Genomic DNA, 20,086 nt, shown 5'->3' with positions numbered 1-20,086 from the left:
AATCTGCTATTTAATTATCCGGCCGTCTTCCATCTGTATTATCCTGTCCGTGCCTTTAGCGAAGTCTTTGTCGTGAGTAACGATCAAAAGGGAAAGCCCCCGTTCATCACTCAGCTGCCTGAAGATATTGAACACATTTTCTGAATTATGACTGTCCAGATTTCCGGTAGGCTCATCTCCCATAATGATCGCCGGATCATTAATAAGAGCCCGTGCAATGGCTACACGTTGTTTTTCTCCACCCGAAATACGGTAGGCTTTTTTAGAAGCCAGGTTATCAATTCCAAGTATCCTCAATTTCTCCAGCGCGTCGTGTTCGATCTCTTCGGAAGATTTCTCAGCGAGCTTCCGTGCCGGCAACATTACATTTTCCAATACAGTGAATTCAGCCAGCAAATAGTGGAACTGAAAAACGAATCCTATATGCTTGTTTCGAACATACGAGAGTGAATCTGGTGACTCTCCTGTCAACAATTGGTTATTCAAAAGAAGTTCTCCTTCATAATCTGTATCCATAGTAGAAAGAACATACAGTAAGGTAGACTTTCCGCAGCCTGATTTACCCATGATGGACACAAACTCCCCCTGTTTGACCGAAAAATTAATATCCTTCAGCACGTGGAAAAGTACCGGTTTTTTAAAATGTTTATCGATATTTCGGGCTTCGAGTACTTTCTCCACTACAATCTGTTTATGATCTTGACGGGGTCTATTTTTTTAGCTCTTCTGGATGGTAGGTATCCTGCCATGAAGGTGGCCACAATTGCGAAGACAATTCCTATCACATAGAACCACGGATTAAAATTTACGGGATAGGTCGTGATAGTTGGGAGAGCTTCGGTATTAAAAGGCGTGCGATCAATTATGGAGGAAAGCACATAACCTATGATCAATCCCAACATTCCTCCTCCAACACCTATAATTAAGGCCTGACTCATAAAGATCAGCTGCACATCCCTACCCGAAAATCCGGTAGCTTTAAGAATGGCTATGTCGTTCATTTTTTCATAAATAAGCATGTTCAGAATATTATATATTCCGAAGCCGGCCACCAGCAGCAAAGTCACTGAAACCGCATACGTGATCAAATTCCTTATCGAGGTGCCGGTCTCAAATTGAGCGTTTGCCGTTTTTATATCAACTGCGGTAAGTCCAAATTGATCTTCGATCTTTTTAGACATAGGTACGGCATCTTCAATATCATACAGTTTCACATTTATATCGGTGATATAGTTTTCCGGCTCGCCCAGCAGTCGCTGAATGGTCTTGAGGTTTGTAAAGCTCTGGATATTGTCGATCTCACTAATACCGCTTTGGTAGATACCTACAATTTTTAGAGGGAAAATATCCCCTTTTATGGTAGTTACCTGCACCCGATCGCCTATTCCCAGTGACATCTTATCTGCCAGCCCGGAACCCAAAATGATCCCGTTGGTATTATTCCGCAGGTCCACAGGCCTTCCTTCCACTATATAATCTTTGAGATTGAAAAGATCGGCTTCTTTCATTATGTCCACGCCGGTTAGATTTCCGCCGAGCTCTATAGATCCGGAAATGTAAAATATCTGCGTCTTCACTTGTGGAACTGCACCCCGCACTTTTTCATTCTCATTAAGGTAAGCCATGATAGGCCGGGCGTTGTGGATCTTCTTCTGGGTTTGTTTCGGCTTGATAGAATGTACCACGCTGAAGGAGTCTTTCAGATCTTCATATAAACTCACGGGCTGCTCCTTAGTAGGCTCTATTTCATTGTAGATGTGAATGTGTGGCGTTTGATTCAGAATCAAACTGTCAAGCATGGAATTGAGGCCTGTCATAAAACTGGCAAGCGTAATATATGATCCTATTCCAAAAGTCACTCCCAGTGCGGCAATAATTGTTTGCCTCATTTTACTGAGCAAATGAGTTTTGGCAATGCTTAAGATCACAGATCTATTCATTCTTCCTCCGGTTTATAAATAGCCGTTTTGGAAGTGATCCCTGACCGGATCTCTACAGAATCTATGCTTTCGAGCCCGGTCTTCACTTCCGTCAATCCGTCTTCGGTCTTCACATGCCCGGCTCCCACCAGGAAATCTTTAGGAATTACCAGCGCATTTTCCTTTTTTTCGATCACAATATTAGCCTCTCCCGAAAGCCCCGGATATAACACTTTGGGTTCCTTTTCAAAAAGGGCTTCTACAAGAAAGGTTTGATTGCGTTGATCTTTTTCGGGGTAGATCTTGCTCACCCGTGCCGTAAAGACTTTTCCAGGATAAGCGTCGAGCGTTAACAACACCTGCTGGTCCTGTTGAATTTTCACAATATCCACCTCATCAACCAACATTTTTATTACAAATTTATCCGCGCGGCCCACCGAAGCCACAGGTTGTTGAGAGGTTACCAGCTCTCCCGGTTCTTTGTGAAGGGCATAGACTTTTCCGTTGATCTTGCTCTCCACTGTAAAATCTGTATTGGTGATTTGAGTGGCTTTATAATTGTTTTCCGCCTGTTCGAGCTTGGTCCGTAGTTCATTTCGGGTTTGCCGGTATTTGTTTTCCAACACTTCCAAAGATGATTTCGAAAGCTCAAATGCCAGCTGACGATTCTCAAAAGTGCTTTTTGAACCTATATTTTGGTCCCATAATTTCTTCTGCCGGGAATAATTAATGGAATCATTCAGATACTTAAGACGTGCCGATTCAATTTCCTTTTCAATGTTTCCCAGAATGGCTGCACTCCCATTATAGTTCTCCCGTGCAAGTTCCAGGGCGACACGTGCATTTTCAGCAGTAAGCTTTGGGTTGTTATTGACGATCTGCACCAACGGATCACCTTTTTTCACCAGTTGGCCTTCTTCTACCAGATTCTTTTCCACAATGCCATTTACCACCCCATAAGCCTGATATAGGCTGTCCGGCTGAATGGTGACCGAGGAATAAACCGATTCGGTAATATTTGTGACTTTAGGGTAAATCTTCTCTTCTCCCCCGTTACACGACAGAAAAAGCAGGGGAAATAACAAGTAGTAATATTTGGACATACGAGTGGTTTCATCAAAATTAATTGAAAACCATCCCTTTCCGAATGACATTTATCATATTTTTTCAGGCTTCCAGGTGTTACATTTATAAGAATCCAAAAACAGGAAAAAATGGACACTTCTCTATTCCTGGCGAAATTCTGGGGCTGGTATCTTCTCATTTTTTTCTTCATTCTCAGCTTTAACCCGATAAGGATCAAACAGATCAATGAAGACCTGAAAGACCAGAAATTCCAGATCCTTATAGCTTTTATGGCTATCGTTATTGGCCTGCTGAATATCCTGGTCCACAACATTTGGGAACCCGACTGGAGGTTCATCATAACCCTCCTTGGCTGGATCTCCCTCTTCTTTGGCCTGGGATTGTTCATTTTCCCAATACAAACCAGCGAAAGAATGGCAGTGATAAATGTCAAGCTTATTCAGCTGATCTATTTTTTGCTCTTTTTAATCGGCATTTTCCTGCTTAATACGGGCTACGAGCTGCTTATGTATTAACGTTAAAACCTGGAGACATGAAAAATCTTATAAAAAAATTCTCAGAGATCACCATTGATGATATTCCCATGGTAGGTGGAAAGAACGCTTCTCTAGGGGAAATGTTCAACGAACTCTCTTCGGAAGGAGTACAGGTACCTGACGGTTTTGCTACCACTGCAGAGGCATTCTGGACATTTCTGAAAGAAAATAAATTACAGGAAAAACTGAAAGATCTTCTGAAGCAGTTAGACCGGGACAATTATGAAAACCTGGAAGAGATAGGTCAACAGGCGCGCAGCCTTATCAAAAAGGGCAATTTTCCGAAGGATTTTTCTGAAGCCATAAAAGAGGCATACCACACTTTAGGGAATTCTAAAGATATTCAGGTGGCAGTGCGCAGTAGTGCGACTGCCGAAGACCTGCCACAGGCAAGTTTTGCGGGGCAGCACGATACCTTCCTGAACGTCACAGGAGAAGAATCTTTGCTGCAGGCCGTGAAAAACTGTTTCGCATCGCTTTACACCGACCGGGCCATAAAATACAGGGAAGATCAGGGTTTTGCCCATGATGAGATCGCCCTTTCTGTAGGGGTGCAAAAAATGGTGCGCTCAGACAAAGGTTCCTCCGGGGTTGGATTCACCATTGAACCAGAATCGGGTTTTCCTGATGTTATCCATCTTTCGGGAGTATGGGGCCTGGGGGAAAATATTGTGCAGGGAACTATCAATCCCGATGAATTCTTCATTTTCAAACCCACACTGGAGCTAGGCAAAAATGCCATTTTACAGAAGAAATTGGGGCGCAAGGAGAAAACCATGGTCTATGCTGAATCTAATGGCCACTCCTCTACCGTAAATATTGAAACCGAAGCTTCCAAACAAGATCAATTCGTTTTGAGTGATAAAGAGGTCCTCACTCTTGGAAAGTGGGCCATGGCCATTGAAAATCACTACAACAAAGCGATGGATATTGAATGGGCAAAAGACGGAATTAATGGAGAACTGTTCATTACCCAGGCCAGACCCGAAACAGTCCATCGCAAAGGTGAAGAAAAAGTTCAGTATGAATACAAACTGAAGGAACGCAGTGAAATTCTGGTATCAGGAAATGCCATAGGCTCTAAAATTGCGGTTGGTCGTGCGAGAATTCTGGAAAGTCCGCGGGATGCGCACAAGCTCCAGCAGGGAGATATTCTGGTGACCGAAACTACCAGTCCGGACTGGGATCCAATTCTGAAGAGAACTTCCGGGGTGATTACTGACAGAGGTGGTCGCACCAGCCATGCAGCTATAGTTGCCCGTGAGCTGGGAGTTCCCGCAGTTGTAGGAACCTATTTTGCCACTCAGAATATCAAAGACGGGGAAACCATAACTGTTTCCTGTATTGAAGGAAAGACAGGCTTTGTGTACAAAGGCAAACTGGAGTACGAACAGGAAGAGCTGGATTTCAGCCAGATCAGCTTACCCGAAACAGAGGCCAAACTCATTCTTTCAGATCCGGAAAAGGCATTTCAACTTTCCTTTTATCCAAACAATGGAATTGGCCTGTTGCGCATGGAGTTCATTATTACCCATATGGTCAAAGTGCATCCATTGTCGTTGATCAGGTTTGATGAATTAAAGGACAGGGAAGCTAAAAAATTGATCGAGGAACTTACCGTCAGTTATCCCGATAAAGAAGAATATTTTGTGGACCAGTTGGCCCAGGGAATTGCCACCATGGCCGCTGCTTTTTATCCTAAGGAGGTCATTGTGCGCATGAGTGACTTTAAAACGAATGAATACGCCAATCTCATAGGTGGTGCCCAGTTTGAGCCGAAAGAAGAAAACCCGATGTTAGGCTTCAGGGGTGCTTCCCGCTATTATCATGACCTCTACAAGGAAGGCTTCGGACTCGAATGCCGGGCCATCAAAAAAGTTAGGGACGAGATGGGACTGACTAACGTGAAAGTGATGATCCCCTTCTGCCGAACTGTAGAGGAAGGCAAAAAAGTGGTGGGTATAATGCAAGAAAACGGACTGAAGCAAAAAGAAAACGGACTGGAGATCTACGCCATGGTAGAGATCCCAAGCAACGTACTTTTACTGGAGGAATTTGCTGAAGTATTCGACGGATTTTCAATCGGCTCCAACGACCTCACCCAGCTTACCCTTGGAATTGATCGTGATTCACAACTCATGGGTGCACTCTTCGATGAAAACGATAAGGCGGCTATGCAAATGATCTCCATGGCTATTCAAAAAGCCAGGAAAGCAGGTAAAAAAATTGGATTGTGTGGACAGGCACCTAGCGATTTTCCGAAATTTGCTTCCTTCCTAGTGAAAGAAGGCATAGACAGCATATCTTTTAACCCAGATGCTTTGCTACAGGGAATAAAGAATATTAATAAAGCTGAAGCAGAGCAACAAGAACCCGAAAAGATCAATAATAACTGAGCCTTTTAATTCAACAGCGCATCAAAAGTACTGCCCTGGGCAAGTTCCCCGGATTCATAGCCTTTCATGAACCACTTCATGCGTTGTTCAGAAGTTCCGTGGGTGAAGGAGTCGGGTACTACCCTTCCGGAAGTCCTTTTTTGAATAGCGTCATCGCCTACTGCATTTGCCGCACTCATTGCTTCCTCAATATCTCCGGCCTGCAGGTACCGGTCATTATAATGCGCCCATACCCCAGCATAGAAATCGGCCTGTAACTCCAGTGCGACTGAAAGCTCATTGGCTTCAGTTTGGCTGCTCCTTTGCTGCAACTGCTGCACTTTACCTGCCGTTCCCATAAGGTTTTGCACATGATGCCCTACCTCATGAGCAATTACATAAGCAATGGCAAAGTCTCCTCCTTCTGCCCCAAAACGTCGTTCCAGTTCTTCAAAAAAACCAAGGTCCATATACACTTTTTCATCAGCAGGACAATAGAAAGGCCCCGTAGCTGCTGAAGCTCCGCCGCAGGCGGTTTGAACAGCATCTGTAAACAGGACCATTCCGGGTTCCCGATAATTTGAACCATACTCCTGAAAAAGCCGGTTCCAGACGTCTTCTGTATCTGCCAGCACAACGGCAGCAAAATCTCCCAGTTCTTTCTCTTCCGCCGTGAGTTCCCGCTCTTCGGTAGAATTCTGCACTTGTATCTGGTCGAGGACCGCAGCGGGATCACCTCCCGAAAAAAGCTGAATGGCAAGGAAGATCAATCCAATGATCCCTCCGCCAATAGCAACTTTACCACCGGTAGATTTTCCCCGGCGATCTTCAACATTTGAACTCTTTCTTCTGCCCTTCCATTTCATGATTTCCGAATTAGAAGAACAAATTAGAAAATAGCCCAACCAATTACTGTTCAGTAATTCATAAAATTTCCGAAGAAAATCTAAGAGAGGATCAGTTTTCCCGAATCTTATAATTGATGTTGCGTTCTTCCCCCTTGATCATCTTGAATTCCTCTTCATTTACAATGATCCTGATAACATCCTGCCAGCCGCCATGGCTTTTTAAGCAGAGATTGTCCTGGGTGAGATGCACTTCAAGCCAGTGCTTGCGGTAACGACAACGAAACCGTATCTGTTTTACATTCTCCGGAAGTTGGGGATTGAAATACAGACATTCTTTTCGGAACTCCATACCCGTATAGCAGCGATGGATAAGGTCAACGGTTCCCGCCATTGCTCCAAGATGGATGCCTTCGGCTGTGGTGCCGCCTTGAATATCATTGAAATCGCTGATGAGGGCTTTTTTGAAATCATACCAGGAACGCTCCCGGTGAGAACGCGCGAAGACCCATGAATACACCACTTTACTAAGCGTTGACCCGTGTGAGGTGATACCCTGATAATAAGAAATATTGTTTGGAATCTGTTCTTTAGTATCAAAACCATAACCCAACCGGTCAAAAATGGCTTTGAGTTCTTCGGCCGAGAAGAGATAGAACAGCATAAGCACATCGGGTTGTTTTACGGCCTTATATTTTTGAACATCATCTCCCTCTTTTTCCAAAATACGGTCCAGCCTCAAAGTTTCCCCATGATCCTTGAGATATTTTTCCCAGTCAAGATCTTTAAGGGTATCAAAACCTTCAAATTGTTCAATGATCTTTCCCTGCTGCACAAAAGGAATGAACATATTTCGGCTAATGTTATCCCATCGCACGAGGTCTTCCTCTTTGATGTTCAGCAGTTCCATTAAGTCCCGGGCCCTTCTGGTATTGAGTTTTTCCAGCGTCTCCATAGCATGTATCAGGCTCCAGACAGCCATGAAATTGGTATACGCGTTATTCCTTAATCCTTGCTCTTCGGAATTTGGAGAGGAAGTATGATATTCATCGGGGCCAACCACTCCGTGGATCTCATATTTTTTACGTTTGGCATTATATTTAGCCTTACTCGCCCAGAATTTGGCGATCTCCAGCATAAGTTCTGCTCCATAAAAAGAAAGGAATTGCAGGTCTCCCGTGGCCTGGAAGTATTGCCAGATATTATAGGCAATAGCCGAATTCACATGCCTTTGCAAAAAAGTATTATCGGGCAGCCAATTCCCCGATTCGGGATTCAGGTGGATCTCCTGACTTTCTTCGCGGCCGTTACTTCCACTCTGCCAGGGAAACATTGCCCCCTCGTAACCGGCTTTTTCAGCAGCATAACGGGCTTCAGGTAACCTTCGGTAACGATACATCAGTAAGGCCCTGGTAAGTTCGGGGATACTGATATTGTAAAAAGGGAAAATATAGAGCTCATCCCAAAAGATATGGCCGCGATAGGCTTCCCCATGCCAGCCCCGTGCCGGGATTCCGGAGTCGAGATCGATCGTATTTAAAGTAAAGGTTTGAAAAAGGTGAAAAATATGGAGTCTTATTAGAAGCTGGTCATTGCCGCCATCGGCTTCCAGGGTGATGTCAGCCTGGGCCCAGAGATCACTCCAGGTCTCGCTGTGATATTTCCTGATCTCAGCAAAATTCCGCACCCGCTTCACGGTCTTTTTGGCTTCTGTTAAAGGATCTGAAATGGCTTTGTCTTTGGAAGTAAAAAGTGCGAGGATCTTCTCGATTCGGAGTACTTTTTTGGCTTCTACCGAAACATCGAGTTCCTGAGCGATATAGGTCTCCTCCTGTAAAGTTCGCCTGTCTACAAAAGAATCGTAAAGTTCAAAAAACAAAGACGTCCTCACTGCCTGGGCCATGACGATCTCAGACTGGCTGCTCATCACTTTCAAATAAATGGAATCCTCTTCAAAATTCCCTTTTTTGAGCAACCTGAGATGCCGGCTGTTGAGATCTTTGTAACGTTCGACCCCTTTATTCAGCACACCCCCGTCGAGCGCAGAATGAACTGTTATTTTCCCGGACCAGTTCTGCGGAATCAATTCCCACTGAATGGCAGCCAGATGCATATTGTTCATACTCACAATACGCCGGGTGATAAGCTGAGTTTCGTTTTCCTGGGAATCAGCAAAGAGGATCTTTCTCTCAAGGATACCCTCTTTTAAATCCAGTTCCTGCTGAAATTCCAGCAACCTTACCTTATCAATATCGAACCACTCCCCTCCTTCCGGTTTGAATTTAAGAATGGTCCAGTCCGGCCATCTTACCAGATCCTCGTTTTCAATGATCCTGCCTTTGACCTCAGATTCCAACCGATTGTATCCGCCGGCAAGATAAGTTCCGGGATAGTGCAGGCCGGGATCTGAACTGCCTTCAATGGCGCCACGGCTGGCAAAATACCCGTTACCCAGCGTGCAAAGAGCTTCCCGAAGTTTCTCCTCCTTCGGCAGGTATTGCGAATAGGTTAGCCTCCAGTCATCCATTTTCTTCAGAAATTCTAAATTTTGATCTGCTGCTGTAGCCGTGAATAAAGTTCCTCTGCATCCTTTTTCTTAAGGAGTTCTGTACCGGGGGATTTTAAAGTGGCACTTCCGCAGGCCAATCCGAAAAGGACCGCCTGGTCAAGACTATAATCCTGAAACAGACCGTGAACGACTCCCGCTACCATACTGTCTCCCGCCCCAATAGAACTTATTTGTTCCACCTGTGGCGCGGGAAAATGCCGCACTTCATCTTTGGTTGCCAGTAACGCACCATCTCCTCCCAGAGATAGAATTACTATCTCAATAGGATAATTAATCACTACCTCTCTTAAAAGGTCTTTTTGCTCCTCCCTGTTTGTGGCTTTTCTACCACCTACAAGGGCCTCGAGTTCATTTTGATTAGGTTTCAATAGGTAAGCTCCCTCCTCCAGTATTCCTTCATAGGCTTTTCCGGACGTATCGAGTATGAATTTAATGTTCAGTTCCCGTGCCTTTTTTGCCACCAAAGAATAGAAATTGTTTGGCACTCCCGGCGGAAGGCTGCCGCTGGCTACAAGAAAATCTGCTCTTTCGTATTGGTCAAGTCTTTTATGAATATTTTGAATATCCACTTCGGAAAGTTCCGGGCCCGGAAAACCGAAGCGATACAATTCTCCTGTTGCAGTATCAGTCACAGCAAAATTTTCCCGAAGGGCGTTTTGGATGGAAACAGGGTCCTGCTGAATATCTTCCTGTTGCAACAAATCCTGAAAGACCGAACCTGTATGACCGCCTTTCGGATAAATGGCAACAGAACTACCGCCCAATCTTTTTATAACCCGGGAAACATTTATTCCCCCACCACCGGGATCAAGCTTTGGCTGTTCACATCTCAGTTTTTCCCCCGGCTGAATATTTTGAACCCGCGAATAGATATCAAGGGCCGGATTTACGGTTAAGGTAAGGATCATTTCAGGTTATATTGGTTAGAAGACTTAATTGACTGGTAACATGAAATATACGACTTTTAAAGCTATCCTAAAGTGGCAAGAATGCCAATGATATTTATCATCCAAAAAACCCGAATTCCTTTGTAGCTTTATATTGTCCCTCCAGATCCAAAACTTTTCGGTAAATGATCAAGGATCCACACCATCTCGAAAAACAGGCGGTTTGTGAACAGCTCAATGTTGATCCTGAAAAAGGATTAACTGAAGATGAAGTAAACAAACGGCTGGAGGAGTATGGAAAGAACAGGTTGCAGGAGACCAAACCCAAAAGCATCTGGATCATCTTTTTGGAACAATTCCTGGATCCCGTGATCTACATTCTGGCGGGAGCCACTTTACTGGCATTTATATTCAATGAGGTACTGGAAGGATTTGCCGTTCTGGTGGTCATTCTTATTACAGCAGCCATTGGATTTTTTATGGAATGGCAGGCTCTCAGGTCGGTGGAAGCGCTTCAAAAACTGGTGCAGACCTATGCAAGAGTTTACCGGGAAGGTCGAGAAGAACAAATTAACTTAAGCTTAGTTGTGCCGGGGGATGTTATTATTCTTTCTGCCGGAGATGTGGTTCCGGCGGATGCCAGACTAATACAGGTTTCCAGCCTGGCGATAAAAGAAGCTGTGCTAACAGGGGAAAGTAACCAGGTAGAGAAAAAGCTGGAAGCTCTTCCCGAGAATACTACACTTGCCGAGCGTAAGAACATGGTATATAAAGGAACGATCGTGTCACGTGGCACCGGAAGAGCTGTTGTAACTTCAACAGGAGATCATACCGTGATTGGAGAAATAAGCAGTCTTACCCGGGAAGCTACCAAAGATCGAACTCCGCTGGAAAAGAAGCTTGGAAAACTCAGTCGGAGGCTGATCTGGCTGACTATTGTTCTGGCAGCCATCATTGCTGTTTCTGGGTATATCCAGGGTAAAAAGATCGTGCTAATGATCGAAACAGGGATTGCGCTTGCCATAGCAGCAATTCCTGAAGGATTACCAATAGTTGCCACTATCGCTCTTGCTAAAGGAATGCTGAAACTGTCCAGAAGAAAGGTAGTGATCAAAAAACTGGAAGCCGTTGAAACTTTAGGTGCTACCGGGATCATCTGTACCGATAAGACCGGAACGCTCACCGAAAATAGCATGGCTGTCCACAAGATCGAGCTGCAGGATCTGGAACTGGGTCCGGAGGAATGGAACGCCGCTGATTTTAAACAGAAGGCAGAACAACTTCAGAACTTTTCAGAACTGCTGAAGGTGGGAATGTTGTGCAACAACAGCCACAAAAAGAAAAATGTACCTGTAGGTGACCCGGTTGAAATAGGTTTGTTCTCCTTTTCCGAAGAGTTGGGGTATGACATTGAAGACTTCCGAAGTAAATATCCCAGGGAACAGGAGATCCCGTTCGATGCCGAGATAAAGAAAATGGCGACCGTTCACCTGGAGGGAGAGAACTATTATGTGGCTGTAAAAGGCGCTTTGGAAAGCATAATTGGCTCCTGTGATAAAGTGCTGAGCAAAGAAGGTGAGGAAGTTGCCTTAAAGGATCGGGAAGGCTGGATAACCAGAGCAAATGGATTGGCAGCTTCAGGAATGCGAATCCTTGCGTTTGCCTGTAAACGGGTATCAGAAATTCCGGAAGAAAATTCCCTTTTTGAAGACCTAATATTTCTAGGTATTGTCGGCTTTCTGGATCCGCCCAGAAAGGACATTTCTGAAGCGATTAAGACCTATCACAACGCGGGGATCAAGGTGGTCATGATCACCGGGGACCATCCCGATACGGCAAGAAAGATAGGGGAAGAAATAGGACTGGTAAATCCCAATGATGAAGTACAGGAAGTGATCCATGGCCGGGATGTGCCGGAACCAGAGAACCGCACTCCGGAAAGAGAACGGCAGATCCTGGCGGCAACTGTTTTTGCCAGGATGGCTCCGAAGCAAAAGCTGGACCTGGTAGACCTGTATCAACAGAACAACAAGGTGGTTGGAATGCTTGGAGATGGAGTGAATGACGCTCCCGCCTTAAAAAAGGCAGATATCGGGATCGCTATGGGTATACGAGGTACCGAGGCTGCCAAGGAGGTGGCCGATGTGATCCTGATGGATGATAAATTTACCTCAACAGAACTTGCTATCAGGCAGGGGCGAACTATTTTTGAGAACATCAGGCAATTTGTGGTTTACCTGTTGTCCTGTAACCTGGCAGAGATCATTTCGGTTGCAGCCACCTCGGTGAGCAGCCTGCCCCTACCCCTGCTGCCCTTGCAAATACTCTTCCTGAATCTGGTCACTGATGTTTTTCCTGCGCTGGCTTTAGGAGTGGGCAAAGGAGACAAACATGTTATGGAACAACCGCCACGAAATCCTAAAGAACCTATTCTTACGCGCAAACACTGGATCACCACTATTGTTTACGGTCTCACTATTACCCTTACTGTCACAGCCATTACAGCCTATGCCTGGCTTGTAAGGGAGGAACCTCGGGAAGTTGTCAACAACATGGCATTTTACACGCTCATCCTGGCCCAACTGTTGAATGTTTTCAACCTGCCAAAGCGCCACCGTTCCTTTATAAAGAACGAGGTAACGACGAATCCGTGGGTTTGGGCTGCTCTTGTTTTCTCCATGCTCCTTGTGGTGATCATGTATCATTTCCCTTTAATGGCTGAGGTATTGTCGCTGGTCCCTCTAACTCTGGAACAAATGGGAGTTATTGCTGCCTTTGGTGTGGGTGGGGTAATATTGACCCAGCTGGTAAAGAGATTGGGATTTACCAATTGACCCCTAATTCTTGTTATAATGGGCAATTCGGAAGCCATACCTGATTAATATCATTTGGAAAGGCTGAATTTGCACCTAATTTTATCGGTATTAAAATCTACTACTATGGATAGTTTTCGCACAAGGCCCGAAACCGATTTTATTCGGAAAGCTGATTGGGAGGAATTATTTATTCTTAGCCGCCATTTAAAGCGGGATGTGGAATTCTATTTAGAAGACCTTTCTTTTCTGAACCGGCTAATAAACAAGTACTCCATCTGGGTTAATGAAGATGAGAATGCCGAGGATGTCAATAAAATTCAATTTGATCTTCACAAATTGATCAGGAAAGGCAAAGCCCTAGTGGAAAGACTACAGGATCACATGCACCGTCTGACCGAAATCCTGATGAAGAAAGGAAATACAGATCCTGATGATCTTAGAAAAAGACATGAGTCCATGGAAAAAGAGATGTCACAGTTTCTGAACAGCTACAGGAGAAACAGGAAAGAGGTCTTCAGGATCTCTGAGAAAGTTATTGGTTCAGAAAATCTTTCAGATAAACTTTAAGTAAATTCTTCAAAACAACATATAACCACCTGATTTACAGCATAAAAAATAGAGCTATTTATTGTGGCAGAACTCAAAGTACGTTAACTTTATTAGATGGTTTAAATCTAAAATATGCAGCAGAGCTACGCTTCTAACTCCAGAGTTTCCTCTTTTTTCATAGAGATTGGAGAATTGTCCCGGTTCGCAGGACGGTTCTTTAGGGAAGTCTTTTCACGTCCCTTTGAGTTCAGGGAGTTTTTGAAGCAGAGTTACCAGATGGGAAATAAATCGCTGCTCCTGGTAGGAGTCACCGGTTTTATTTTGGGATTGGTGTTTACCCTTCAATCCCGCCCAACTCTCATGGAATTTGGAGCAGTTTCGTGGATGCCTTCCATGATCAGTATTTCTATAGTGAGGGAAATTGGTCCGGTCATCATTGCCCTCATCTGTGCCGGAAGAATAGGATCCAGCATTGGAGCCGAGCTTGGGTCCATGCGGGTAACAGAACAGATAGATGCCATGGAAGTATCTGGTACGAATCCTTTCAAATATCTGGTCGTAACCAGGATACTGGCTGCTACTTTAATGCTGCCTATCCTTATTGTAATTGGGGATCTTATAGCTCTGTTCGGCTCGGCCCTGGTAGAAAATATCAAGGGGAATGTGACCTTTGTTCTTTATTTCAATGAAGTTTTTGAGGCACTGGAATTCAGTGATTTTCTCCCGGCTACTGCAAAAAGCTTCTTTTTCGGCTTCGCAATAGGCCTGGTAGGGTGTTTTAAAGGTTACAATAGCAAGAAAGGAACCGAAGGCGTTGGAAAAGCCTCCAACTCGGCTGTGGTGTTCACCTCACTTTTACTCTTTGTCATTGACTTTATTGCTGTTTTTGTTTCTGATATAATATATGGATAGATGAAAGATCCCAAGACCATACAGGATAATTCCACGCTGGAGGATAAAAAAGATGCGGTGATCCGCATTAAAAATCTCTGCAAAGCATTTGGAGACCAGGTGGTGCTGAACAATTTCAATCTTGAAATGTTCAACGGGGAAAATCTTGTGATCATGGGGAAATCTGGTGCCGGGAAATCTGTGATGATCAAATGTATGGTAGGTCTCATGGAACCCGATAGCGGGGAGATCGAGGTATTGGGAAATGATATACTTCAGCTAAAACAACAGGAACTGGATGTTTTGAGGGCAGATATTGGTTTTCTTTTTCAGGGTAGTGCCCTGTATGATTCAATGACAGTCAGGGAAAATCTGGAGTTTCCACTTCGCCGTCACAAAAAGAAAAAACTGGCAGGGAAGACAGATGATCTGGTAATGGAGGCCTTGGAAAATGTGGGTTTAGCAAACACGGTGGACCTTATGCCTGCAGAACTTTCCGGAGGGATGCAAAGAAGGATAGCCCTCGCGCGTGCCCTGATCCTGAAGCCGAAGATCATTCTATATGATGAACCTACTACAGGACTGGATCCTATTACAGCAAAAGAGATCATTCTTTTAATGATGAGCATACAGAAAAAGTACAAGACCTCGTCACTTATAATTACTCATGATGTGGATTGTGCAAGGGTTATCTCTAATAGAATGGTACTCCTGTTGGAACAAACCAATTATGCCCAGGGCACTTTTGAGGAACTATCGCACTCTAATGATCCCAAGATACAGGCGTTTTTTAAGTAAAAATCAAGGAGATGAAAAACAGAACTGCACAAAATCTAAGACTGGGAATATTTATCATCACGGGTGTGGTGATCTTTGTCCTTGCTGTATATTTTATAGGCAACAAGCAAAACCTTTTTGGAGATAACACGCGGATAAGTTCTGTTTTTAAGAACGTAGACGGGCTCCAAAGAGGAAATAATGTTCGATATGCAGGTGTAAACGTGGGAACGGTGAGAGATATTACAATTGTAAATGACACCAGCATTGTAGTTGATATGTTGATCCATGAAAAAGCCATAGGCCTTATAAAGAAGGATTCCAAAGCAACAATCAATTCAGACGGGCTTGTTGGTAGTATGGTTGTCAACCTCATTCCCGGAGAAAACACGGATGCTGAGAGAATCAAACCGGGAGACACCATCGAATCTATTAGTAAGATCGCTACTGCAGATATGTTGAGCACGCTCAACACCACCAATGAGAATGCTGCTCTACTTACTGCAGATCTATTAAAGATCACTAATGCCATTAATGAAGGAAAGGGTACGTTGGGAACGCTTATCAAAGATGAAGAAATGGCTAAAGACATCAAACAAAGTATTGCGAATCTAAAACGCACTACACGTAGTGCCTCGTCTACCATTAACCGCATAAATCGCCTTCTTTCAGATGTGAATATTGACAGCAGCGTAGCAGGAGTACTTTTAAAAGACACTGTCGCAGCCAAAAAACTAACCGCCATCTTTGCCAGCCTGGAGCAATCTGCTGTTGAGATAGATTCCATGACCAAAAATTTAAAGGTATTCTCCAACGAGATAAGGACAGGAGAAGGAGTACTTGATTTTGTACTGAATGATACCACTTTCGTAAATCGTCTGGAGACAACCATAGAAAATGCTGAATCTGCCAGTAAAAAGATGGATGAGAATATGGAAGCTTTGCAGCACAATTTCCTCTTTAGAGGTTACTTTAGAAGATTGGAAAGAAAGAGAGCGCTGGAGAAACTGGAAGAAGAGAATAAATAGTTCTGAAAGTCAGTAAAGTATGACTTTAATCATTCTTCCTAACCTGGACTAAAACTACCTTTGTTTCTCATTTAGCAGGATTATGAAAAAATTAATCTATACTACCGATTATTCTTCCAATTCTATAGCGGCTCTTAAGTACACCGCTTCCCTTGGAAGATCCCTTAACTCAGATATAATTGTACTTCACGTTTACTCGCCCGAAGAGGAGAAGGGACTTAGAACTCCGGCGGAAAGGAAAGCGGTGAGAGAGCGACACCAAAAAAGACTTGAGGAATTCTGTAAAGATCATCTCAAAGAAGATTTTGTTAGAACCGAATTGTCTTACGCTGCTATTAAGGGAGCAAATGTGGCAGAAGCCATTGCCGACTTCATTAGAGATATGTCTGTGTATCTGGTGATAATGGGAGCTTCCAAGACCAGTACTTTAAAAGAAGTGTTTTTAAGCAGTACCTCGAAAGAAGTAACATCGGCATTAACATTCCCGATCCTTGCCGTGCCGGCAGATCATGAACCCGGTGCTATTAAAAAAGTTCTGTTCGCCAGTGTATTTAATGATGAGGATATTCATCATTTGGGACAACTGGTACAGGTTTTAGCTTTCCTGAAACCTGCCATTGAGGTGGTGCATGTTACGCATAAAGCTGCCGAACCTGCCAGGGAAGCACTGGAAAATTTTAAAAATCAGCTTATAAAAAGGGTTTCCTACCCTCATATTAGTTGCCGATCAATCTATTCAGAAGATGTTTACGGCACTATAAAAGAGACCATTCAGAATGAAAAACCCGATGTGCTGGTAATTCCTGATAGCAAGGAAAGGAATGAGGTAGATAGGCTGGTTATTAGAGAAAAGATCAAGGGAGTACAAACATCAACGGGCGTTCCGGTGATGTGCTTCCCACCTGCACATTAAAAAATTGCCGCAAATAACTTCCAAATAGAGTTACTTGCGGCAATTATATATTCTCTCAGAATACTTATTCAACTATGAATTTTCCCTGCATTTGAATATAATGGCCGGGGAAACTACAAATGAAGTCATAGGTTCCTGCGGGAGGTGCTTTAAACGTTATGCTGGTCTCTTGACCGCCCCCAATCATATCTGTGTGAGTGATAACTTTATCTGAATCCTCGGGAATGTATTCATTGCTTTTGAATTCTACTGCCTTTTGAGCGAAGGAAGCCAGGTCCGTTCCTTTTTTTAATAGGACAAAATTATGGCCCATTACATCTTTTCCTAATTGGCCAACATGTTTAAGAGTAAGCTTTACGGTTTGCCCCTCTTTCACTTTTATCTCGCTGAGATTAAACTTCATCTGATCATTCCCTGTTAGCATGACCTCTACCACATCCTGATCTTCTGAAGTAGCAGTAGTATCTGTAGCCGAATTATTTTCTTCATTGATATCCATTTCCTTCAACGTACCTTCCTCTCCTATTGTGATCCTGTCAACATCTTTATCCTTTTTATCATCTCCGCAGCTCATAAGCAGGACGGTACAGAGAAACAGTAAAAACTTCAGGTAACTTTTCATAGTTCTTGATTTTAAAGTTCAAAGTAAAGATACAGAAGTAACCAACAAAAAATGAATTCATTGATGGTTTTAGGTCTTCAAAATGAAAACTTTACTCTTTATTTAGGAATTCATTAGAAGATATTTAAGAAACGGGGAATTACAAAATGTTGGTCATTTTCCATCTCTTAAGATCAGGAAGGGTTTTGATGATCTGCTGGGCCTCTTCCAGGCTAATTTCATTATGCTCCCGGGCCATCATAAGCAATCGCCGCTCCATTTCATGCAGGGTAAGATGATGATCGGTAAATTCACCTTCCTTATAGCAATCGATGCAATACTCACTATTTTTTGAATGGTCCCGATTGGTGCCTCTTGCAGCCTCGCTAAACGGAAAACCACAACTTTGACAGATGAGTGGCTTCATAACATCACTTATTGTTTTCGAAGAACCAGTGGATTTTAAAAATGAATTCTCCGGGATATTTCATCAATAAAAGATACGGTTTTTCCTTCATATTTTATCGAAAGTTTTCATTCCGCAAAAAATTTACTGCACAACTACGACCAGTTGTGGAAATTAATGCCAATTCTGCTAATAATGTTTCCGTTTTTAGCGGGAAATTGTTATTTTTAATGGCCTTTAATAGCCGGGTAAAGTGGTATGTCCTGCGGCCTCTGCACCTCTTTGCCTCTATACCGGTCCTAATTTTTTTTAGCCTCGTAAACCATGAAAAAGAGGATATTACTTATAGAAGATGATACTACCCTACTTCAAAACACACGGGAGCTTCTTGAGCTTTCGGGATATGAGGTTTTTACGGCTCAAAACGGGGAGGAAGGCATCGATCTGGCCCTGGAAAAACTTCCAGATCTAATAATTTCAGATATTATGATGCCCAAAGCAAATGGGTATGAAGTATATAAAGCTCTTCAAAAGAGAAATAAAACACGGGAGATCCCTTTTATCTTTCTTTCAGTAAAGGCAAATCCTGAAGATGTGCGTCGCGGAATGAATTTAGGTGCCGACGATTACATTACCAAACCGTTTAGAGAAGTTGATCTTTTAACAGCAATTGCCAGCAGGTTGGCCAAACATGACATCCTAAGGAACAATTTCAAAAATAGCACTACTTCCCCGGAAGAAGCAATATATGACCTGGATGGATTACGTGAATATTTTTTAAGATCAGGAGAAATTGAGGAATTTCACAAGTTGGAGGAGATCTTTAGGGAAACCGGTAATGCCTCGTATGTTTATCTGGTAGAAGAAGGACTTATTAAAACCTACAGGCTTGATGAATATGGAAAAGAACTCATCACCGGTCTGGTCAAGAAAAATGATTTCCTTGGATTTTACAGCTTTAAAACACCTTCTGCTTATCCTGAAACGGCTCAAGCTCTCCAAAACAGCAAGTTATACCGTATTACTACTGAACATTTTGTAAAAAAGATCGCAGCAAGCCAAAACCTGATGCTGGAATTCGGGCAGTTGATCTCAGACAATTTGATCACCTTGAAAGATCATCTTTTGGATATGGCTTACAGTTCCATGTTGAAGAAAACCACAAACACTATACTCGAGTTCGCCGAAAAAATCCAGGAAAGCCCGCGGGACCATATTCGAATCTCCAGAAGTGATCTCGCCAGTGTTGCCGGGATATCAACCGAGAGCTTCATCAGGAGCCTGTCATCTCTTAAAAAGGATGGACTTATAGATATTGTGGGTAGAGATATAAAGATCCTGGACCTGGAAAAGCTTCACGAGATTAAATAATTAAGAAAGCTTTCTTAATTAAAGGTTAAACCTGTTTTAGATGACATATGTCATTACCCAACCAACTATTTTTCATTAGCTTAGTTTCAATAAATCAATAAGAATCTACAAAAGATAGAATGGAATATCTGGTTTTTGAGTACTTCATAGGAGTCAGAAATCAGATAGAGAAGATGATAAGACAATTGACCTGATACATAAATTTTACTATAGGTATTATCACTGGTATCAAAGAGAGTTAACTGAACTTATATCTTCTTAGGGGAACAGGGAATATTGATTTCCTGTTCCTTTTTTTTTGGTGGATACACTTTCTCTAACTTTAAATCCACAGCTATGTACAGAATTCTCATGACGTGGTTTTGGTTCTTCCTTATCTTCTTTATAGGAATAATCTTATCATTGGGGTACATCTCCCAGACCATTAACAAAAACTGTCTTGAAAAAGAGAACACTATTGAACTATTTTTAGAAAGGGAGTAAAAACTCTCTTGATTTGATTTCACCACTGATCCAC

18 protein-coding genes are annotated in these 20,086 nt (G+C 43.2%); 10 read left to right on the top strand and 8 right to left on the bottom strand.

The window, feature by feature from the left end; translation table 11 throughout:
• Positions 1-6: 6 nt before the first annotated feature.
• The 3 genes from ACNORC_RS08790 to ACNORC_RS08780 are packed head-to-tail and all read right to left on the bottom strand — an operon-like array spanning position 7 to position 3,073.
• On the bottom strand, positions 7-681 hold the full coding sequence (locus ACNORC_RS08790; protein WP_418335255.1) for an ABC transporter ATP-binding protein: 675 nt from the start codon (positions 679-681) through the stop codon (positions 7-9).
• On the bottom strand, positions 681-1,940 hold the full coding sequence (locus ACNORC_RS08785) for an ABC transporter permease (protein ID WP_418335254.1): 1,260 nt from the start codon (positions 1,938-1,940) through the stop codon (positions 681-683). The genes ACNORC_RS08790 and ACNORC_RS08785 overlap by 1 nt, the downstream gene beginning before the upstream one ends.
• Complete coding sequence (locus ACNORC_RS08780) at positions 1,937-3,073, bottom strand: efflux RND transporter periplasmic adaptor subunit (RefSeq protein ID WP_418335253.1); 1,137 nt, start codon at positions 3,071-3,073, stop codon at positions 1,937-1,939. Before ACNORC_RS08780 ends, ACNORC_RS08785 begins: the two co-directional genes overlap by 4 nt.
• Positions 3,074-3,133: 60 nt before the next feature.
• Here ACNORC_RS08780 and ACNORC_RS08775 point away from each other — a divergent pair, with 60 nt between their 5' ends.
• A complete protein-coding gene (locus ACNORC_RS08775) occupies positions 3,134-3,520 on the top strand; it encodes a hypothetical protein (protein WP_418335252.1) in 387 nt (128 codons plus the stop codon).
• A gap of 17 nt (positions 3,521-3,537) precedes the next feature.
• Positions 3,538-5,937, top strand: a complete 2,400-nt coding sequence (ppsA, locus tag ACNORC_RS08770; protein ID WP_418335251.1) for a phosphoenolpyruvate synthase — start codon at positions 3,538-3,540, stop codon at positions 5,935-5,937.
• Positions 5,938-5,942: 5 nt separating this feature from the next.
• Here ppsA and ypfJ read toward each other — a convergent pair whose 3' ends face one another.
• The 3 genes from ypfJ to ACNORC_RS08755 all read right to left on the bottom strand — a co-directional run bounded on the left by ypfJ (position 5,943) and on the right by ACNORC_RS08755 (position 10,238).
• On the bottom strand, positions 5,943-6,782 hold the full coding sequence (gene ypfJ, locus ACNORC_RS08765) for a KPN_02809 family neutral zinc metallopeptidase (RefSeq protein WP_418335250.1): 840 nt from the start codon (positions 6,780-6,782) through the stop codon (positions 5,943-5,945).
• 91 nt (positions 6,783-6,873) lie between these two features.
• Entirely contained in the window at positions 6,874-9,288 is a 2,415-nt protein-coding gene (locus ACNORC_RS08760) for a glycoside hydrolase family 65 protein (RefSeq protein ID WP_418335249.1), read from the bottom strand.
• Between the two features lie 14 nt (positions 9,289-9,302).
• Positions 9,303-10,238, bottom strand: coding sequence for a 1-phosphofructokinase family hexose kinase (locus ACNORC_RS08755; RefSeq protein WP_418335248.1), 936 nt, complete (start codon positions 10,236-10,238; stop codon positions 9,303-9,305).
• 164 nt (positions 10,239-10,402) lie between these two features.
• Between ACNORC_RS08755 and ACNORC_RS08750 the strand changes: the two genes are divergently transcribed.
• The 6 genes from ACNORC_RS08750 to ACNORC_RS08725 all read left to right on the top strand — a co-directional run bounded on the left by ACNORC_RS08750 (position 10,403) and on the right by ACNORC_RS08725 (position 17,191).
• Entirely contained in the window at positions 10,403-13,051 is a 2,649-nt protein-coding gene (locus tag ACNORC_RS08750; RefSeq protein ID WP_418335247.1) for a cation-translocating P-type ATPase, read from the top strand.
• Positions 13,052-13,156: 105 nt separating this feature from the next.
• Positions 13,157-13,600 (top strand): hypothetical protein, encoded by a 444-nt coding sequence (locus tag ACNORC_RS08745; protein ID WP_418335246.1) that lies wholly within the window; start codon positions 13,157-13,159, stop codon positions 13,598-13,600.
• 114 nt (positions 13,601-13,714) lie between these two features.
• Entirely contained in the window at positions 13,715-14,494 is a 780-nt protein-coding gene (locus ACNORC_RS08740; protein WP_418335245.1) for an MlaE family ABC transporter permease, read from the top strand.
• Positions 14,495-15,271, top strand: a complete 777-nt coding sequence (locus ACNORC_RS08735; RefSeq protein WP_418335244.1) for an ABC transporter ATP-binding protein — start codon at positions 14,495-14,497, stop codon at positions 15,269-15,271.
• Between the two features lie 11 nt (positions 15,272-15,282).
• The gene (locus ACNORC_RS08730) at positions 15,283-16,278 is read left to right on the top strand and encodes an MlaD family protein (RefSeq protein ID WP_418335243.1); all 996 of its coding nucleotides are present in this window, start codon (positions 15,283-15,285) and stop codon (positions 16,276-16,278) included.
• 82 nt (positions 16,279-16,360) lie between these two features.
• Positions 16,361-17,191: a universal stress protein gene (locus ACNORC_RS08725; RefSeq protein ID WP_418335242.1), complete on the top strand. Its 831-nt coding sequence runs from the start codon at positions 16,361-16,363 to the stop codon at positions 17,189-17,191.
• A 64-nt stretch (positions 17,192-17,255) separates the two neighbouring features.
• Here the strand turns inward: ACNORC_RS08725 and azu are convergent, their stop codons facing one another.
• Positions 17,256-17,813, bottom strand: coding sequence for an azurin (gene azu, locus ACNORC_RS08720; protein ID WP_418335241.1), 558 nt, complete (start codon positions 17,811-17,813; stop codon positions 17,256-17,258).
• A 139-nt stretch (positions 17,814-17,952) separates the two neighbouring features.
• Complete coding sequence (locus tag ACNORC_RS08715) at positions 17,953-18,219, bottom strand: zinc ribbon domain-containing protein (RefSeq protein ID WP_418335240.1); 267 nt, start codon at positions 18,217-18,219, stop codon at positions 17,953-17,955.
• A gap of 303 nt (positions 18,220-18,522) precedes the next feature.
• Between ACNORC_RS08715 and ACNORC_RS08710 the strand changes: the two genes are divergently transcribed.
• Positions 18,523-19,569 carry a response regulator gene (locus ACNORC_RS08710; RefSeq protein ID WP_418335239.1) on the top strand — a complete coding sequence of 349 codons (1,047 nt, stop codon included), beginning with the start codon at positions 18,523-18,525 and terminating at the stop codon, positions 19,567-19,569.
• A 336-nt stretch (positions 19,570-19,905) separates the two neighbouring features.
• Positions 19,906-20,052: a hypothetical protein gene (locus ACNORC_RS08705; RefSeq protein WP_418335238.1), complete on the top strand. Its 147-nt coding sequence runs from the start codon at positions 19,906-19,908 to the stop codon at positions 20,050-20,052.
• Positions 20,053-20,086 lie beyond the last annotated feature (34 nt).

The sequence above is a fragment of the Salinimicrobium soli genome (assembly GCF_048323655.1).
GTDB lineage: Bacteria > Bacteroidota > Bacteroidia > Flavobacteriales > Flavobacteriaceae > Salinimicrobium > Salinimicrobium soli.
This window is presented reverse-complemented; position numbering and strand designations above follow the sequence as displayed.

What these genes read in the sequence shown, in the direction of transcription:
- ACNORC_RS08785 (WP_418335254.1), bottom strand. Translation starts at nt 1,940, where the DNA reads ATGAATAGATCTGTGATCTTAAGCATTGCCAAAACTCATTTGCTCAGT.
- ACNORC_RS08780 (WP_418335253.1), bottom strand. Translation starts at nt 3,073, where the DNA reads ATGTCATTCGGAAAGGGATGGTTTTCAATTAATTTTGATGAAACCACT.
- ACNORC_RS08775 (WP_418335252.1), top strand. Translation starts at nt 3,134, where the DNA reads ATGGACACTTCTCTATTCCTGGCGAAATTCTGGGGCTGGTATCTTCTC.
- ppsA (WP_418335251.1), top strand. Translation starts at nt 3,538, where the DNA reads ATGAAAAATCTTATAAAAAAATTCTCAGAGATCACCATTGATGATATT.
- ypfJ (WP_418335250.1), bottom strand. Translation starts at nt 6,782, where the DNA reads ATGAAATGGAAGGGCAGAAGAAAGAGTTCAAATGTTGAAGATCGCCGG.
- ACNORC_RS08760 (WP_418335249.1), bottom strand. Translation starts at nt 9,288, where the DNA reads ATGGATGACTGGAGGCTAACCTATTCGCAATACCTGCCGAAGGAGGAG.
- ACNORC_RS08755 (WP_418335248.1), bottom strand. Translation starts at nt 10,238, where the DNA reads ATGATCCTTACCTTAACCGTAAATCCGGCCCTTGATATCTATTCGCGG.
- ACNORC_RS08750 (WP_418335247.1), top strand. Translation starts at nt 10,403, where the DNA reads ATGATCAAGGATCCACACCATCTCGAAAAACAGGCGGTTTGTGAACAG.
- ACNORC_RS08745 (WP_418335246.1), top strand. Translation starts at nt 13,157, where the DNA reads ATGGATAGTTTTCGCACAAGGCCCGAAACCGATTTTATTCGGAAAGCT.
- ACNORC_RS08740 (WP_418335245.1), top strand. Translation starts at nt 13,715, where the DNA reads ATGCAGCAGAGCTACGCTTCTAACTCCAGAGTTTCCTCTTTTTTCATA.
- ACNORC_RS08735 (WP_418335244.1), top strand. Translation starts at nt 14,495, where the DNA reads ATGAAAGATCCCAAGACCATACAGGATAATTCCACGCTGGAGGATAAA.
- ACNORC_RS08730 (WP_418335243.1), top strand. Translation starts at nt 15,283, where the DNA reads ATGAAAAACAGAACTGCACAAAATCTAAGACTGGGAATATTTATCATC.
- ACNORC_RS08725 (WP_418335242.1), top strand. Translation starts at nt 16,361, where the DNA reads ATGAAAAAATTAATCTATACTACCGATTATTCTTCCAATTCTATAGCG.
- azu (WP_418335241.1), bottom strand. Translation starts at nt 17,813, where the DNA reads ATGAAAAGTTACCTGAAGTTTTTACTGTTTCTCTGTACCGTCCTGCTT.
- ACNORC_RS08715 (WP_418335240.1), bottom strand. Translation starts at nt 18,219, where the DNA reads ATGAAGCCACTCATCTGTCAAAGTTGTGGTTTTCCGTTTAGCGAGGCT.
- ACNORC_RS08710 (WP_418335239.1), top strand. Translation starts at nt 18,523, where the DNA reads ATGAAAAAGAGGATATTACTTATAGAAGATGATACTACCCTACTTCAA.
- ACNORC_RS08705 (WP_418335238.1), top strand. Translation starts at nt 19,906, where the DNA reads ATGTACAGAATTCTCATGACGTGGTTTTGGTTCTTCCTTATCTTCTTT.